Origin of the sequence: Tautonia sp. JC769, assembly GCF_040717455.1 — a bacterium.
Lineage (GTDB): Bacteria > Planctomycetota > Planctomycetia > Isosphaerales > Isosphaeraceae > Tautonia.
On the sequence record NZ_JBFEFH010000043.1, the window covers coordinates 12,824 to 30,440 of the forward strand.

Genomic DNA, 17,617 nt, shown 5'->3' on the forward strand with positions numbered 1-17,617 from the left:
TAGAATAAATTAAATTTGGTCGGCACGGTGGTTGCAATCTCAGGCGCTACGCCATTCGGGCCGTGTTTGACGGAGCAAAGGTGGTTCCGCTCACGGAGAGCCCGGGTTGAGCGAGGCGTGTTGTTTTCAAGAGACGTCCGGATCCGGGCCGTGCTCCCGGTACGCGCCGGGCGGGCCCAGGACAATCGAGAATCGGGGAGGGAGAACGATGGCGACCGAACGCTGGGATCCATTCCGAGAGATGGTGAGCCTCCGCGATGCGTTCAATACGCTCTTGCAGGAGAGCTTCGTGCGGCCTGACAGCGTGGCTCCGGGGGGATCGGCCCTGGTGCTGCCGCTGGACATCTCGGAAACGCCGGAAGCCTTCGTGGTCCGGGCGTCGCTGCCGGGCATCAAGCCCGATGACGTCCAGGTCACCATCCACGGCGATACCCTGACGATCCAGGCGGAGACGCAGGCCGAGCAGGAACACGAGCACGAAACCTGGCACCTCCGCGAGCGGCGTCACGGCACCTTCCGTCGGACGGTGACCCTGGCCGTTCCCGTTGACGCGGATCGCGCGACGGCCGAGCACGACCACGGCGTCTTGCGCCTGACCTTGCCGAAGGCCGAATCGGCCCGGCCGAAGCAGATCAAGGTAGGCCCTGCCGCGTCCCGGTCCTCCTGACCGAAAGGCCAGGAGGGCGGCGACGGCGAATTTCGCATATGCCGACCCGGAGTATCGACCAAGACGCCGGGGCGAGCCCTGGCCGATTGCCGGATCACGAAGGTACCCAGCGGTAACGTCGTGGGCAATCGGCCAGGGTTGCTCAATCGTTCAAATGAACCGTTAGTTCCTTCCTCTGCGGAACCAGGGGGTCAGGGGGCGGCCGTTCGACGCGGGCGATCCCCCTCGATCCCCTCGGATCGAGTCGCTGCTGGCCGGCGGCGGCGAGAGGGGATGCTGATTCGAAACGTCCTGAGACGATGCCCCCTCGGTCGAGGTTCGTTTCTGGGGAAAGCCTGCCAGGCCGCCATGACTGATCCCGACCGGAGGAGTCACGTCGGGGAGCAGTCTCAGCCGAATGGCGTTCGGCCGAGGAGGTGCTGGCGGGTTCCCCGGATCCGTCGGCGGATCTCCTGGATCCGTCGGCGGGTCCGTCGGGTCCGTCGGCGGATCGGAAGGGTCCGTCGGCGGATCCGTGACCTGGGCCAGGACCGTGAACGCCTTCGGGTCGGGGTCGACCATGCTTGCGTCGTTGAGGGTCGAGATCAGCCACGTTCCCACGCCAGCCGGCGTCGGATCCGGGACGAAGCGGAACTGGGCTGAAAGCGCCTCGGCGGAAAGGACGACCGAGGGAGGATCGAAATGTCCCGGCCCGTTGCTCCTGGGGGTGATCGTCACCGGGCTGGCCGGCGGATCGCCCTGGAGCGAGACCCGGAAATACCTGGACGACTCGCCCGCGAAGCATTCTGCCGGGGCCGGGACTTCGATCCGATAACCGGATTGGTTGCCCGGAATCTCGACCGTCAACACGCCCGACCCGACCGCTTCCAGGCCCGAAACCGTGACCAGATCGATCCGGTACTCGTAGCTCCCGGGCGTCGCGCTCCGATCGACGATACTCGCGCTCTTGTGGCCGACGAGGGGCTCGAACGGTGCATCTCCCCCCGCCGGCCGCCTCATCCATCGCAGCGACCAGGGCTCCGGCCCCCCCGCGCCGAACCCCGATGCCGCCAGCACCGTCCCCCCCGGGACCTCCGCAATCGGAATGACGGTCGGGGGCACTAGCGCCGCCTCGGGCGAGTAATTGAAATTCGATTCATTCACGAGGAGGGTCCGGTCCGGGAGCCAGTGGCGTACCGAATAAGTCGGCAACAATTGATTCCCGTACCCGCGCCCATCCTCGGCGCGTCGGCTGCGGGAGGCCCCTTCATCACGCCAGTAGATATGCTTGTTGATGTGTTCAGGCTGGTTCAGGTTGACCATCACGTTGCCGCGGACCGTGGTCGAGCTGCTGCTGTGCAGGTCGATGAAGCGAAGGTTGTTGCGCTCGATGAGCCCCCACTGGATCCCGGTATGGTGTTCCGTGGTGCTGCCGATCACCGTCTGCAAATTGTCGCCGGACGAGTCGGTCACGACGAAAAAACGAGTCTGGTGCCGCGGTGTGAACCAGGTCCTCGTAATCGGGTAGGGACTCTCATTGCGGTAACAGTGCGCGACGTGTGAACGTTGCGACTGATTGAGCCGCACGAAGTGCTGGCCCGGGAACGCCTCCATCGCGCATCGGGTCAGGCTGACATCGAACCCCCCCTCGCTGTAGAGCGTGTAATCCGACGCGGCCCCGAGATAGGACCTGTCGACGATGGTGGCCCGGTCGCCATTCGTGATGTGGAAGCACATCCCCGATTCGCGGATGTCGGCATCCTGGAACGTCAGGTTGAAGTTCTTGCCCCAGAATCGGAAGGCAGGCTTCGTTCGGCTCGTCTGCTCGCGCGACGCGATCCCCAGGAAGCGAAGGTCGGAGTTCTCTTCGAGGCTCACATGGCCGAGGCCGCCTTCGGTGTTCGGGGGGGCCAGCAGGATGGGTTTCTCCGCAGCGGGGTCGCCGTAAGAACCGAGCATCATCGGGCCGCGTCGGTAAAGGATGGAGAGCGTCCCCGAGAACGGAAAGACGTCTCCGCGCCTGAACAGGATGCGGGTATAGGGGCAGGTCAATCGGGTCAACGCATGGGCAATCGATGCAAGCGGAGTGTCCGGCGACGTCCCCGGCCCGGAATCGCTCCGGTCCGGATGCGTCGACGAGACGTAATAGGTCGTCCCGTGGGCCGGCCAGGGGTCGACCGTGATCGTGGCCACCTTCCCGGCGAACAGGCACGATTGCGGTTGAGGTTCCCCCCGCCGGTTGTATCGCGGGGTCAGCACGACCAGGTGAGCGTCATATTCGCCTTCGTTCTCGAAGACCTGAGACACGAAAAACCCGGTCGATCGCGCATACGCCTGGCCGCTGACCGGAGAGAGGAAGGGGTCGTGGAGCTCCTGGGTGCCCGCTCGCACAAAGCTCCAGAGATAATCATAATCCTGGGGCGCCATGGGATCGACGCCGGGAAACATGGTCGCATCGAACAAGACCCCCAGCGGGCCGACCCCTCGCGACTGGCTCAGCCGGACCGAGAACCGGGCCGCCAGCCCGAACGTCGTCGCGTCATCCAGCGCGCTGCCGGCCAGATGCACATGCTCGATGGCCCCGTGAGGGGCTCCGAACCGGTTCGAGGTCCCGAGGATCCGAGACACTCCGGAGGACGGCCCGAGCAGCTCGGGCGGGAGTGTCCCCGAGCCAATCAACGCCCCGTTGCGGAAAAACGACACGTCCGAGCCGGATCGACGGACGGTGAGGACCCATCGCCGGTATTCCAAGGCCCTCCCGGCGTCGGTCGTGAATTCGTCGGCGATCTGAGTACACCCGGTCCCTCGGACGCGACCCATCGAGACGGCCGAGCCGAACGGGATGCCCCCGCCGAGGCCCTCTCCCGACGACACCAGGCCCCGTTCCCTCAAGGGATACTTGCCCGAGGCGTCCACCGCCGTCCCGGAAACCTCATCGAAGTCGTACCAGGCCGTCAGGCCGGATTTCAGGCCGGCCGGGAGTCCCGCGAACGCCACCCCCGTGCCGCCCCCGAACAGCGTGCCGACCTCGGCCGCCGAGAGGGCCCGGCCCAACCAGATCCCCCAGTTGTCGAGCAAGCAGGGCAGCCCCGCGCTCATCTCGGCGTTGCCGCCGAAGCTGAAGCCCGAGAAGATCGACCCCCATGTCGGGTCGGACGACACGTCGAGCGTGGCGACCGCAAGACCATCGCGATAAAGCGTGATGGCGTTTCCTGATCGCACGGCCGCCAGATGGACCCAGCTCTCCAGCGGGGCGTCTCCGAACGTCGCCGAGGGGCCTCCCGGCAGGTCCAGCCGGTACGTCCCCGGGGACCCGTCTCCCGCATGGAGAATCTGCGGGCGAGTTCCCAGGACTCGAAGGTCGGCGGCGTCCTTCGCGGCGAACAGGCCGCTCCCGCCCGCCCGACCGTCGATGGCCTCGCTGGTCTTGCGGACCCAGCCGGCAACCGACCACTCGGAACCCGACCAGTCCCCCGGGAATCGGTGGTCCAGCGTGTCCGGAACGACGCGCTCCGGGGCCGGGTTCGAGGCCGGAGATCCTCCGGAGAACCGCCGGGCCCCCGCCGTCGCCGGCGGGGCCGTCGGGTTGTCGACGACGTAGTGAACGGCCTCCTCGGTCGCGTAGGTGACCCAGTGCTCGCCGTCGAAGGGCGGCCCCAGGCCCGAGACCCGGATCACGTCGGTGGTGGCAAACGGATGCCCGGGGCCGACCGTGACCAGGCATCTCACGCGGGGCACGCTGTCGGAGGCCAGCGGCATGGCCTCGGTCGTCGCGGCTGCGATCGACCGAAGGCCCGCGAGCGAATCCGAGGCGCGGACGACCTCCTCGGCATGGCCGACCGGTTTGATCGCCAGCTCCGGGACGCCGTCATGGTCGACGCGAAGTTCCAGGAAATGATCGTCCCCGGCCCCCTCCGACTCGCCATACAGGCTGAAGCCGAGCCCCGATCGCGCGGCTCCCGTCACGGTCGCCGTCCACGCCGAACGCCCCGATAGCAGCGCCTCCCCGTGCTCGAACCGGCGATCCCTGGTGTTCGAGAACACCCGGGCCGAGTCCCCTCGCCAGGGGCAGCCGGGCGACGAGAAGGTCCGGCCATTGAGCTGGTCCGTCCATCCGGTTGCCAGGCTGTCATGGGGCGGCCGCCCTCGGAATGGACCCCCGACGCTCCCGATCCCCGACGAATCCGAGAGGTTTCGCCCCCCCGAAATCGTGTAAATATTCCGGCGCGTGCCCTCAAGCTCGTCGAGCGGCCAGTAGGCCACCGTCCCCCAATTGCGCAGGTCTTCCGGGCTCAATTGCTCGAGATCGGCCCCCGATCCCCCGCCATAGAGGGTGGCGATCATCGCCTGGATGCTCGACCCGATCCCGCCCTGCGCGTTCTTGAAAAAGGCGGCGCGGCTCAGACTGATCGGGGGATAGCCGCCCGCGTTGGCCGTGGCCCCCAGCGTGAACGAGGTCCAGCTCTCGAGCGGCGACCCGCTGTAAGGCACCGAGGCGACGGTCTGGCCGTCTACGCTCAGATTGAGGGTCCGGCCCGAGGGATTGGTCGTCGCGTCGTGCCAGGCGACCACGAAGTACCAGCGCCCCAGCTCGATGCCGCCGGGGATCGCGGATCGGGGGGAATTGGCGCTGCTTGCCCCTCGGGCCGTGAAGCAGAACTGGTCCGCTCCGGTCGGAGAATTCAGGCACAACAGCCATTCCGAGCCCGTTCCCCACTTGCTGGCGATGTGCGTCCTCGAGTTTGAGAACCCGACCCCCGGCGGCCGCTCGTTGACGCGGACCCAGCACGCGAACGCGAAGTCGACGACGCCGGTTTCCATCCCGGATTTCCCAGAACCAACAAGCTGGGTATGGGTCGTACCATTCCAATGCGCGGCGCCGTGTCCGGAAACACCGCGATCGGCACGGAGCCAGAGCAGTCGCTCGGGCAGATTGTCCGGATCGGTGAAAGGCATGAGTGGGCCCCGATGAGATGGATGCGAGGCCGGCGTCCGCCCATCCAACGTCGGAGGGCAGGCTTTGCATTCCGATCGACCGCCGCCTTGGCCTTGATGGGTGGCGTCCGGCCGCGATCTCAAGCGATCAACGGCCGGCCCGCCGCACAGCCAGGCACGCAACGCGAGGAAAATAGAGCCCTTGCCCGGAGGCGCGGCCCGTCGGCGTTGGCGGGGCGGAGAATCGTCGGGGAAAAACGGGGGAGTCGCGGCAGGCCCGCCCGGCTCTGGGGGCCGATCGTTCGTCGATCGCGCAAAACCGGGCCCAATGGCTCCTCGGCGGAAGTGTTTCGCCGGGCTCGACGCAACCTGCGGCCGGCCCCGTGACAATGTTCCCTGCTGTTACTATCAGGAAAAAAGGCCGTCTTAAGCACTTTATTTTTGACAAAGAAGCGAATTACGAAACCGCCCCGAAGTGATTCCTCCCCGTCGCCACTCCCGGGAGGAGAGACGACCGGGCGGAATCGCTCCCGAATCACGCTGGCCCGGGCCGGACCCCTGCCGAATCCGGTTATTGAACGACGGCCGGGACGGAAGAGCGGAGCATCTCCGCCGCCTCGGCCCGCAGGCGGAGCAGCGAGGCGGAGGCCCCTCGGCCACCTTCGAGCAATTGGTCAACCCGGGCAAGCGCCTCTCGAGCCCCCTCGGCATCGCCCAGCGAGGCCAGTGCCAGTGCCCGCAGGACCTCGTCAAAGCCGGTTTCGTCGGGGCCAATCCGCAGGGAGTGACGCAGTGCCGCCAGGGCCGCGCCGGGGTCGTCGGCCCGAAGATAGGCCGCCCCCAAGGTGTTCCAGTACGACTTGCAGGCCGGGCGAATCCGGACCGCCTGCTCGGCCATCACGACCGCCCGAGCCGGGTCGCGAACCACTCGGTCGCCGCCGACGCAGAGCAACCAGGCCAGGTCGTTCAGGTCGTCGGCATAAAGATGAAGGGCGGCTTGATCTTCCGGGAAGACGGCGGCCACGGCGGCTCGCTGCTCGAGGGCCAGGCCTCGCAGCTCGATTGCCTCGGACGATCGCCCCCGAGCCATCAGATTGCGGGCCAGTCGCTCGCAACAGCCCGCCAGGGTCGCCCTCGCCCCCGGGTCATTCGAGGCCGAGGACGCGACGGCAATCCGCAGCTCCAGGGCCTGACGACGCGAGGGTTCGGCCTCCTCCGGCCGATCGATCGCTTCCAGCAAATCCGCCAGCCGATCGCAGGCATCGGCCAACGATTCGTAATCCGATCGGCCGGCCGATCGGACCGCAATCAGCCGTCGGCACAACGCCTCGGCGTCCTCGACCCTGCCCGTCGCCGCGAGCCGGTCGACCCGCTCGAGTTCTCGGTCGGCCGTCGCCTGCGAGGCCCAGCTCCGGGCCTGTCCCATCGCCGCGGGGAGGCCCATCACGAGCCCGACCATCAGCGGCACGGGAATCATCGAGTAGGCGTTGAGCATGCTGTCGTATGTGTACATCAGAATCGCGATTGCCAGGCCCACGGTCGCGCCCTGGCGCGGGTCCGACCAGTGTTCGACCGGCCGTCGGACGCTGGTCAACAGGACAGGGAGCGTCAGCATCGCATAAAGAGAGGCAAGGCCGATGATGCCGTGCATTCCCATGTGGATGATCCACAAACTGTCGAGGATCTTGACCTCCGGGGCCCGTGCCCGTCCCTCGGCGTAGGTCGCCCACCCCAATAATGGCCGATTCATCACATGCCGGATCATGAAGTCTTCCATGATGATCCGGAACGTGTACGACCACCCACGCTCGGTCCCGAGGATCGCGTAGATGGTCGACGTCAGCATGCTCCGGGTCGTGAGCTTGGTGACCCGCAGGGCCAGGTAGACCGGGGCGACCAGGCTTGCAGCCGTGATGAGCAATCGCGCCCGATGCTGCGAGAGATAGCGGACGAGCCCGATCCCCGTCAGGCCCATCACCGCGACCTTGATCCCTGCCTTGGGGATCACGACCAGGACCGCCGCCGAGGCCAGCAACTCGGGCAAGGAGCCGAACCGCGGCCGACCCGCCGTGACGGAGATCAGGAAGATCCCGGCCATCAAGAAGCCCAGGGCCGCCGTCTCCAGGCAGATCATGGCGCCCCCGATGGCCGTTGCCGCCCAGAATCCGAACGGCACTCCGATCAATCTCGGCACGGCCCGGGTCACCCACACGCTGAAGGCAACGACTCCCGTCAGGGTCGACCAGAGTGCCAGCTCAAGCGAGTTGGTCGCCATGACGACCGGCCGGTAAAATCCATGCTTATATCCGTTGAACAGGGGGATCCCGTAGACGATCCCGCTGATCGACAAGTGGCCGAACTTCTCGAGGAGGATCGCGGGGGTCATCAACACGCCGGCCAGCGTGAGGCCCAGCGCCAGATCCCTGTCAGCTCCCGGGTCGCCGACATAAAGCCGGCCCACGAAGTAGGGGAGGATCCAGGCCTGGATCGTGGAGTTGAGCGCCGAGATCATCGGCCAGAGTTCCAGGCCGTTGCTCAGGAACGACATGGCCGGGACGCAGCAGAGGATCAGGGCTGCCGAGTCGTACCAGCGAGGCCGGAACATGCCGAACCGGCGAAGGTCGAAGATCAGGATGCCGACCAGGACGCCCAGGTTGGCCGCCGTGAATTTGGTGTAATCCGGCAAGCCGGACATCGGGACGATGACCTGGCCGGACAGGACCAGATACGAGCCGATGTAAGACGTGATCACTCCCCTCCACGGCCCAAGGACCGCGAAGAAGAGCAAGCAGATCACGGGCCAGGCCAGCAGGGCGACCATGGCGGTCTGACTCACGGTCGTGGCTCCTTCTGCTTCTGCGTAAAGTCACCTTGAGTCGCGCCCTTGGCCAGCACTCGACGATAAAACCGGAGGGTCTGCTCGGCAACGACCTCGGGCGAGTAATTCCTCCGGCAGTGCTCCGCCGCGGCCGCCCCCATCGCCGCCGCCCGGGCCGGGTCGGCCAGCATCCTCGACAGCGCCGCCGCCAGGTCGCCCGGGTCGGCCGGCCTCACATACAAGCCGTGTGTCTCGTGCTCGAACGCCTCGGCGGCCCCGCCGGCCCGGGCGGCCACGATCGGGCAGCCCACCGCCAGCGCCTCGATGATCGCCATCGGGAAGTTCTCATCGCGCGAGGGCGAGACCGTCACGGCCGCCCGCCTCCTCAACGCGTTCAGCTCGGTGTTGGGCCTCTGACCGAGCCACTCGACCCGGCCATCCCCGAGGGCCCCGGGGAGCCGATGCTCGACGTACGCCTCCAGGTTCCATCGGCGGCCGTCTCGCTCCAGACCGCGATCCGGGCCGACGAACGAGAGCCGCGCCGACGGCCGATCCCGCAGCAGCCGGGCGAACGCATCGATGATCGTGTCCCCCCCCTTGTGCAGGTCGAACCGGCCGATGAACAGGATGCGATCCGGGTCGCTCCCCTCCCGCCGCCAGCGGTCCGCTTCGGGGATCTGCGGCGTGGCGTTCGGGATGACCTCCGCACCCTCCAGCGCCAGGCCGTAATACGCCCTCGACCGCTCCAGGACGTCTCGGCTCGGCGCGGTGATGGCCCCGGCCGAGGCCATGGCCAGGCCTTCCTTCCGGACCCGCCGGGCGAACTCCGGGCTGGCCGGGTCGGCTCCGTTGTTCGGGCCGTTCAGGAACCAGGGGCCGTGCAGTCGGACGACCACCGGCATCGGGCACCTGGGGCCGACCAGCCGGGGCCAGCCGAACGCCTCTTCCATCTCCAGGATGTGCGGCCCGGGCCCTTCTGCGAGCCGGCGCGCGACGTTCAGGATCGCCCGGCATTGCCGGTGATCGTTTGCCCCTCTCGGGTCGATCCGGTAACGCAGCCGATCGCCGAGCCAGCCGATCGGGCCGATCGGGCCGCCTTCGGATCTCAGGTCGAAGACGCCTCCCGAATCGGCCGCACCGGCCCGGCTTCCCCCCTCCGCGACGCGGGACGCAAGCACTTGCACCGCGTGGCCCATCCGACGCAGCTCGGGGACGATCGAGGTAAGGGAGGTCACCACGCCGTTCGGGAACGCGTTGGCCGGCCATCCCGGGCTCACCACGCTGATCGAGAGCGGTCCCTCCGAGCCAGGCCCGGGCGGGCCCACCGCGTCCGAGACCTCGGGACTGTTCATCGTCCTCGGATGGCGCAATACAGGAGCCTCCACGAAGAGAGGGACATGGGGCGATGCGTGAAATAGGCCCAGGCATGCTTCCTCGCGGTCGCGAGTTGGCCCGAGCGGATGGCCCACCAGCTCCAGACGAACTGATTCCGCTTCAGGTCGGAGAGGTTGGAAGGCTGCGGCTCGGGCGGCGGCGAGGCCTCGGGCAATCCCCGACGCTGCCGGGCCTCCGCGATCGCCTCCCACATCCCGTTCAGCTGTTCCTGCTTCCGGGCGTGGCCGGCGCTGGTCGGGAGCATCCGGTAGCAGAGCAGCGGCTCGGGCAGATTGGCCAGCCTCCCGACCTCGGCCAGGCGAAGGTAGAGGTCGAGGTCCTCGGCCGGCTCGAACCGCCTGCGGAAGCCTCCCAGGGCTTGCACCGCGGCGGCCCGCATCAGAATCGCCGGCTGATTGATGACGGCCCCCCGGCTGCCCCCCTCGAGGTGAATCCGGTCGATCTGCTCATGGGTCAAGGCGTCCTCGTTCCAGACGCAAAGGGGGTCTCCGTCCGGGTCGATCACCCGCACGGCGCTCCCGACCGCGAGGCATTCCGGGTGCTGTCTCAGATAATCGACCTGACGCTCCAGCCGAAGGGGCATGGCCACGTCGTCGGCGTCCATGATCGCCACGAACTCGCCCCGGCCGAGCCCGAGCAGCTCGTTGCGGGTCTCGACGATCCCCCGGTTCGGCCGGCTGATTATCCGGATGCGCCGGTCGGCCTGACCGTATCGCTCCAGGATGGCCCGGGTCTGGTCAGTCGAACCGTCGTCGATGATCAGGAACTCGAAATCCGCGAACGTCTGGGCCAGGATGCTCTCGACGGCCTCCGCGACATAACGCTCGGCGTTGTAGGCCGCCATCTGGACGCTGACCGTCGGCGTTCCACTCATCGGGGCAGATCCTCGTTGGATTGACGCGTCACTCGGTTGGGTCCGCTACGCTGGCCGGCGCGGTCCGGGGCTTCGGCGGCTTCAGCAGGGCACAGGCCAGCAGCCGCCAGGACATCGTCGTGAAGGGAATCAGCCCGACTGCCCGGAGGCCGTATTCGATCGCCATCAGCCGGTCACCCCGGTTGAAGCCCCCCCAGCCGCACCAGAGGTTGAACTTGCCCCGGGCCACCCGGTCGGTCGGCCGCCACGGCGCGCTCGACTCGAACCGAGGGGCGATGCCACGACGGGCGCATGCCTCGAGCGAAGCGGCCCGGAATCGGTCGAGCTGCCGCGATTGCCGCACCGCGCTGACCGACTTGTCATGCAGCCGATACCGCGTGACCGTCACGGGGAGGTTGACCACCTGGCCACGCTCCCCGAGCCGGAGCCAGAGGTCCATGTCCTCGGCGGGCTCCATCTCCGGCCGGTAACCGCCGACGGCCCGGACCTCCTCGGATCGCATCATCACGCTCGGGTGATTCAGGGGGCATTTGCCCGAGAGGGCCGCGTCTTGCAGCTCCTCGTGGCTCATCGCCGGGTGGCCGCCGGGGGCGATCAGCCTGCCCCGATAGTCGATGAAGTCGACCATCCCGCCGACGGCAACCACCTCGGGGTGTTCGTTCAGGAACGCCACCTGCTGCTCGAACCGGCCCGGAAACGCCACATCGTCCGCGTCCATCCGGGCCAGCAACGGCGCCCGGGCCATCCCGATCATCTCGTTGAGCGACACCACATAGCCCGCGTTCGGCCGGCTGACGAGTCGGACGCGCGAGTCCCGGGCGGCAATCCGTTCGAGGATCGATCGGGTCCCGTCGGTCGAACCGTCGTCGATGATCAGGAACTCGAAATCCGTGAACGTCTGCGCCAGGATGCTCTCGGCCGCCTCCTCGATATAACGCTCGGCGTTATAGGCCGGCATCAGGACCGAGACGGCAGGAAACGGGGTCTGATTCATGGACGGGCTCCATTGGGTCTGACAGGCTGGATCGCCATGGGTTCCCAGGCCTCGACGCCCGGCACGATCGGCGAGAACGACGCCAGGCCCCGCAAGACCGCCTCGCTGTCCGGGTTGTTGCAGGTCAGTCGGACGCCCGCCCGGTCGAGTTGCTCGCGGATGTAGGGGAACTTGTCGAAAACGGTCGCGCCGTCGTAGGTGACCGCGGCCGAATGCGTCCCATGCTCGATTTGCATCGCCGCCGTCCAGTCGTCCCAGGGCAGCGCCTGACGACGCATCTCTTCCTCGAAGAAATAACCGGGCGTGTTGAAGTCCGTCCCCACGAGCCGGATCGTCGACCCCGGATACCGGATCGCCAGGTAATTGAGCGCCGAGGTGAACGCCGTTCGGAAGCTGTACAGCGGCTCGTCGAGGCTCGTCGCCCACGGGCCTCCCTCGAGCCAATCGTGCCGCGCCACGAATTCGAAGCGGCAGCCGGCCGGCCCGTGCAGCAGGGGCCAATCCTTGCGGCGACGAAGCCGAAGCCGGCGACGGACCCGGGCAAGGTTGTACCGCAACGCGCCGACCCGGAGCGACCGCTCGTAGCCCGTCGACAGCACGAAGGTCAACCGCCTCAGGTGCTCCCGGTGGCAGTAGGTGAAGATGTCCTTGAGGATTCGAGGAGAGGGGGGGTGGTCGTCCGTAAACCAGGCATGCGTCGGCACGATGCCGGCAATCTTGTTGAAATAGACAAACTTGTTCAATCCGACAACGCATCGAGCCCGGTTGATCCGGTCCCGTTCCTCCTGGTTCAGGTCCAGAACCGACCGGCTGCAGCCGACCAGGTAGATCTCGCCTGAACCGTCGGTTCGCTCCACGGATGGATCCTCCTCGGATGGGGAAAAGACACACTTTCGACCGATCAGATCAAGCAGACTGCCCCCACCGTTCCTGGGCATCGAAGGCCGGAGCGGTCGTCGGATCGGCCAGAGGGGGGGGGAGCGTTCGAGTCCCGGTGATCGTTCTCAATCAACGGTCCCCCACGCCGAGCACCGCCCCCTTGTACTCGATCAGAGCCCCCCGACGCCCTCGCAGCCGGTTGCCCACATACCGAAGCCCCCCGATCGCCTGCGGGAACTTCGACACGGCGCACGAGACGCCGAAGAGCGCCGATTGCCCCGCCGGCGTCCCCCGCTCCCGCTGCCTCCGGGAGGCCCGGTAGGCGATCAACGGGTAGCCGAGCAGGCCGATCAGGCTCACCCCCCCGGTCGGCCAGGCCAGGCCGAGGCTCGCGACCGGCACCGCCAGGCCCCAGACGCCATTGCTGACCGCCTGGCGAAACCAGGGGCGGCCGGGCTTCCGGAAATGCCGGGAGGCCCCCTCGGCGTAGGCGTGCCCCGCCCGGACGTGACGGCGCCACCACTGGCCGAATCGGGTCATCGCCAGGTCGTGCCGGGTCATCTCGGCGTCGAGCCGGGCGACCTTCCACCCGAGCCCTCGGAGCCGGAAGCAGAGGTCCGGCTCCTCCCCGGCGATCAGGGTCGGGTCGAACCCGCCGACCTGCCGCAACGCCTCGACCCGCATCAGGGCGTCGCCGCCGCAGGCCTCGGCGTCGCCGACCGGCGTATCCCATTCCAGGTCGGCCAGCCGATTGTAAACCGAGGCGTCCGGGTGCCGTTCCCGACGCCTCCCGCACGCCACGGCCAGCTCTGGCCTCGATTCCAGTTCCGACCGCGCCCGGTCGATCCAGCCGTCGACCACCTCGCAATCGCCGTCGACGAACTGGACGAACCTCAAGGCCGGCTCCAGCTCCAGCAACCGCCCCAGCCCCTCATTCCTCGCCCTCGCCGCCGTGAACGGGATGCTCGTGTCCAGCTCGACGACCTCGACCCCGCGCGCCCTCGCCTCCGCGATGCTCCCATCCCGAGATCCCGAATCGACATACACGACCCGCCCCACCCGCCCGACGAGCGAATCGAGGCAGGCGATCAGGCGATCCCCCTCGTTGCGGCCGATCGCCACCGCGCCAATCGCGTCGAGGGCCGGGGAGGTCGAGGGCTCCGGTCGGGGCAGGGGGGCGGTCACGGATGCGAGGTCCTTCGAGGCGAGATGCTCAGGCTCGGGACGGCTTCGGGCCGTAGCCGTCGGGGTGGGATTCGAGCCATCGCCAGGCGGTCTCGACGATCGCTCGGATGTCAGTATAGCGAGGGCTCCAGCCTAATTCCGAGGCGATTTTCTCGGGGCTGGCGACCAGCTCGGGCGGATCCCCCGGCCGCCTCCCGGCCAGCTCCCGGGCAATCGGCCGGCCGACCACCTCCTCGCAGGCCCGGATCACTTCCAGGACCGTCGCGCCGTGGCCGGAGCCGACGTTGTAAATCCGGCCGTCGCCCGGCCCGATCGCCTCGACGGCCTTCTGATGCGCGTCGGCCAGGTCCTCGGTGTGGATGTAGTCGCGGACGCAGGTGCCGTCCCGGGTCGGCCAGTCGGTCCCGAAGACGGTCAGCTTCGGCCGCAAACCGGCCGCCGCCTGCAGGGTCAACGGGATCAAGTGCGTCTCGTGACGCCGATCTTCCCCATACGTCCCGTCCGGATCGGCCCCGGCGGCGTTGAAGTACCGCAGGATCGCATAGCCGAGGCCGTACGCCGCCGCGTAATCCTTGATCAGGCGCTCGGCCGCCAGCTTGGTCGTCCCGTACGGATGCTCCGGGTCCTGCGCCGTCGTCTCGGTCAACGGCATCTCCGCCCGGTTGCCGTACGTCGCGCAGGTGCTGCTGAAGACGATCCGGGGCACCTCGGCCCTCCGCATCGCGTCGAGCACGCTCTTGGTCCCGACCACGTTGACCCGGTAATAATTGTCCGGGTCCTTCACCGAGTCCGGCACGATCGCCAGGGCCGCGAAGTGCATCACCGCCTCGGCCTTGTGCTTGCGCATCGCCTCGGTCAGGGCGTCCGTATCAAGAATGTTCCCCACCACCAGCCGATCGTCCGGCACGCTCGGCGGGTTCCCTTCCGACAGGTCATCGAAGGCGATCGGGTCGTGCCCGTGCTTGATGAGCCACCGCAAGCAGGCGCTGCCGATATAGCCGGCGCCTCCGGTCAACAAGAGCTTCATCCGATCATTTCCTCCGAGGGTCGAGCACGTTACGGGTCCGGGGCCGCACCCGACGGCGCCATCGTTGGTCGTCCTCGTCCGGGGCGATGGCCCGGATCGGGTCGAGCACGTCTCCCGGCGAGACGACCGGCAAAAGGCCCGGCTCCCCGGCCGGGGAACATACCCGCCGGCCTCGTCCCGATGCAAGAACTCTAGGTCCCTTGCCGCGAGAACCGCCCCGATCGCCCTTGAGGGGTCCGCGTGCCCCCGTCCCGTCCCGGGACCGGCCCCCGCCTCCTCGCCCTCGGATGCCCTCCGGGCGGATGACCGGGGCCCAGGCGGCCCCGGTCATCCCGGCACAATCGAGGCTCAACGCCGATCATGCGCGGGAATCGTCGTCCTGTTTCTCCTCGTCGTTCCCCGACGAATCCTTGCTGGAGGCTCCCTCCTGCGAGGGCTGCTGCTCTTGCTGCTGGCCCTCCTGCGCTTGCTGTCGCTGATCCCGCTGCCGCTCGGCCTGGGCTCGGGCTTCCTCCTGCTGGCGACGTTGGTCGCGGATCTGCTCCACCTGGGTGATCAGGCGGTCCGTGTCGTTGCGGATGCGATCGAGTTCGGCGCGGAGGCGGTCGTGGGCCTGGCGGAGGTTCCGGCTCATGGCCTCGCGTCGGGCCCGCTCCGCGTTGCGGGAGTTCACCTGGACCCCGATCCCCTGTCCCCCGGCGTAGGCCGCGACGCCCGGATTGCCGGATTCCGCCTGCAACTCGGCCTGGGCAATCTCCAGGTCGCAGCGCAGCTCGATCAGTTCGGACAGTTCCCCTCGGATGCGGTCGATCGCCTCTCGGGTCTGCTCGATGTCCTGATCGACCCGATTGCGGTAGCTTTCCAGGGCCTGCTCGATCCGATCGCCGGCCTGGTCGCGCGACTCCGACTTCTGATTGTCCTGCTCCTGCTTCTGCTGCTGCTCCTGCCCCTTCGACTCGTTGCCGGCCCGGTTCTCCTGGGCGCGGAGGCCCATCAGCGGCGCGGCCGCGAGGAGCCCGGCCGCGATGGCGATCGACAGGAAAATACGGTATCCCATGGTGCTCGTCCCCGGTGAATCGGCCCCCCAAGCGTCCGGCTGGAACCCCGGACGATCGGCCCCGAGGGGCGAGCCATCAGCCGACCCTCCTTTGCGAGTCGGCCCCGCCGTCTCGCCAAAAAGGGGCCCTGGCATGCGACTCTCCCCCCGCCTTGCCGGCGACCGTCGCCGATGCCAGATCACCCGCCGATCGGGCCTCGAAGCGGGTCCGGGCGAGCCTGGTTTCGCTTGGTTCCCAGGCCCGAAACCGCCTCGAAGCGGCCGTCCCCCGCATTTTTTCCAGAGGCCCTCTCGACTGACAATCTCCCGGGACGCGCCGAGCGGATCAACTCGCCTCGCCCTGCTTCGTCCCGCCGCGGCCCTCGACCACCCCGGGCACGACCACTCGGGGCGCCTCAACGATCGAGAAAAAACAGACGAGAGAGAACGATCCCACTCGTCGCGGAGCAAGGCCGGGTAGCCGGGCCGCGCAGCGCCGGTCGCGCCAAATGTGTGGGCAAGATTCGGGCCAATACGCGTGAGAATGTGTTGGCAAGGCTTGCTCGGCTTCGTCTCGCCGCGTCATTCGTGCTCAGGGCCGACCGGCGCGAGGAATCGAAGAACGACGGCCGCGGTGATCCCGCGGCCGTCGTCCCGGTTGGGCACCTCGTCGGCGACGATCGCGGTCGATCACTCGCCGCCCGTGCCGTACAGCCTGGGGTCGGCCGGGGGAGGGGTGGGGGCGTCGGCCAGGGGCCTGGGCTCGGCGACGTACTCGAACGTCCCCTTGCCGTCGGGGGCCTCGCCCTTGGCCCATCGGCCTTCCCGGCTCTCGGTGCCGGCCGAGCAGTTCCAGAACTGGTAGGCGTTCTCGCTCCGCTCCAGCTCCTGCGGGAACGAGCTGGGCACCGGGGTCTCCTCCAGGCCGTCGGCCTCCAGCTCCTCGATGGCCGCGAGCCACTGGTTCTGGTGCATCGTGTCGCGGGCGATCATGAACGAGAGCATGTCCCGGACGCCGTTGTCATCGGTCATGTTGTACAGGCGGCACACCTGGAGCCTCCCCTGCGACTCGGCCGTGACATTGTAGCGGAAGTCGGCCAGCAGGTTCCCGCTGGCGCCGACGTATCCGGCGTTCCAGGGCACGCCGACGCTGTTCGTCGGCGTCGCCCCCAGGCCGCTGACGATCGCGTGCTGGGGGTTCATCCCCCCCATCACCGCGGCCAGGGCCGGGTGCTCGGCCACGGCGGCATCCCGCATGTTGATCGGCGCCCCTTCGAGCAGCCGCGCGATCATCGTCGCCAGCATCTCGACGTGCGCCAGCTCCTCGGTGCCGATGTCCATCAGCATGTCCCGATACTTCCCGGGGGCCCGGCAATTCCACCCCTGGAACAGGTAGCCGATGGCCACCGTCATCTCCCCCCACTGGCCCCCCAGCACCTCCTGCAGCTTCGCGGCGAACAGCGGGTCGGGCCGATCGGGCTTCGCCCGGTATTGCAGCCCCTTGTCGTGGAAGAACATGGGCGAACATCCTTGGGTTGCGAGGTCTTGGAATACTCGTCGGTGACCGATCGAATCGCACCGGCAACGCGCCCGATCGGTGGGCAATCCATGTGCCGGGCCGCCCTTCGTTCCCATCCCTCGGGGCCCCAAGGATCATCATGGACTCGGATGATCCGCGTCCAAGCGGCACTCACACCATCATCAATTCGCGTCAATTTTCCTCGATCGGCCGATTTTGTGTGACCGGCGCCCGCCATTTCCCCGATGATCTCAAGCGTGGTCCGCCGATGCCCCGTCCCCGGGACCGCAGGCTCTTTGGCAACCCGAT

The 17,617-nt window shown here is 67.9% G+C and carries 11 protein-coding genes; 1 reads left to right on the forward strand and 10 read right to left on the reverse strand.

Translation table 11 applies throughout. The features are described 5' to 3' along the window. Positions 1–208: 208 nt before the first annotated feature. A complete protein-coding gene (locus AB1L88_RS25630) occupies positions 209–667 on the forward strand; it encodes an Hsp20/alpha crystallin family protein (protein ID WP_367099561.1) in 459 nt (152 codons plus the stop codon). Positions 668–829: 162 nt separating this feature from the next. Here AB1L88_RS25630 and AB1L88_RS25635 read toward each other — a convergent pair whose 3' ends face one another. The 10 genes from AB1L88_RS25635 to AB1L88_RS25680 form a co-directional block, all read right to left on the reverse strand. Continuing rightward, positions 830–5,467 (reverse strand): LamG-like jellyroll fold domain-containing protein, encoded by a 4,638-nt coding sequence (locus tag AB1L88_RS25635; RefSeq protein ID WP_367099562.1) that lies wholly within the window; start codon positions 5,465–5,467, stop codon positions 830–832. 685 nt (positions 5,468–6,152) lie between these two features. Beyond that, a complete protein-coding gene (locus AB1L88_RS25640) occupies positions 6,153–8,417 on the reverse strand; it encodes a hypothetical protein (protein WP_367099563.1) in 2,265 nt (754 codons plus the stop codon). Beyond that, positions 8,414–9,751 (reverse strand): glycosyltransferase family 4 protein, encoded by a 1,338-nt coding sequence (locus AB1L88_RS25645; RefSeq protein ID WP_367099564.1) that lies wholly within the window; start codon positions 9,749–9,751, stop codon positions 8,414–8,416. The genes AB1L88_RS25640 and AB1L88_RS25645 overlap by 4 nt, the downstream gene beginning before the upstream one ends. Then, complete coding sequence (locus tag AB1L88_RS25650; protein ID WP_367099565.1) at positions 9,748–10,668, reverse strand: glycosyltransferase; 921 nt, start codon at positions 10,666–10,668, stop codon at positions 9,748–9,750. Before AB1L88_RS25650 ends, AB1L88_RS25645 begins: the two co-directional genes overlap by 4 nt. A 28-nt stretch (positions 10,669–10,696) precedes the next feature. Then, positions 10,697–11,662, reverse strand: a complete 966-nt coding sequence (locus tag AB1L88_RS25655) for a glycosyltransferase (RefSeq protein WP_367099566.1) — start codon at positions 11,660–11,662, stop codon at positions 10,697–10,699. Next, a complete protein-coding gene (locus AB1L88_RS25660; protein WP_367099567.1) occupies positions 11,659–12,519 on the reverse strand; it encodes a hypothetical protein in 861 nt (286 codons plus the stop codon). The genes AB1L88_RS25655 and AB1L88_RS25660 overlap by 4 nt, the downstream gene beginning before the upstream one ends. Positions 12,520–12,670: 151 nt before the next feature. Next, on the reverse strand, positions 12,671–13,726 hold the full coding sequence (locus AB1L88_RS25665; protein WP_367099568.1) for a glycosyltransferase family 2 protein: 1,056 nt from the start codon (positions 13,724–13,726) through the stop codon (positions 12,671–12,673). Positions 13,727–13,754: 28 nt separating this feature from the next. Next, positions 13,755–14,753, reverse strand: coding sequence for a UDP-glucose 4-epimerase GalE (gene galE, locus AB1L88_RS25670; protein ID WP_367099569.1), 999 nt, complete (start codon positions 14,751–14,753; stop codon positions 13,755–13,757). 358 nt (positions 14,754–15,111) lie between these two features. Beyond that, positions 15,112–15,810 carry a hypothetical protein gene (locus tag AB1L88_RS25675; protein ID WP_367099570.1) on the reverse strand — a complete coding sequence of 233 codons (699 nt, stop codon included), beginning with the start codon at positions 15,808–15,810 and terminating at the stop codon, positions 15,112–15,114. Between the two features lie 669 nt (positions 15,811–16,479). Further along, positions 16,480–17,307, reverse strand: coding sequence for a manganese catalase family protein (locus AB1L88_RS25680; RefSeq protein ID WP_367099571.1), 828 nt, complete (start codon positions 17,305–17,307; stop codon positions 16,480–16,482). Positions 17,308–17,617 lie beyond the last annotated feature (310 nt).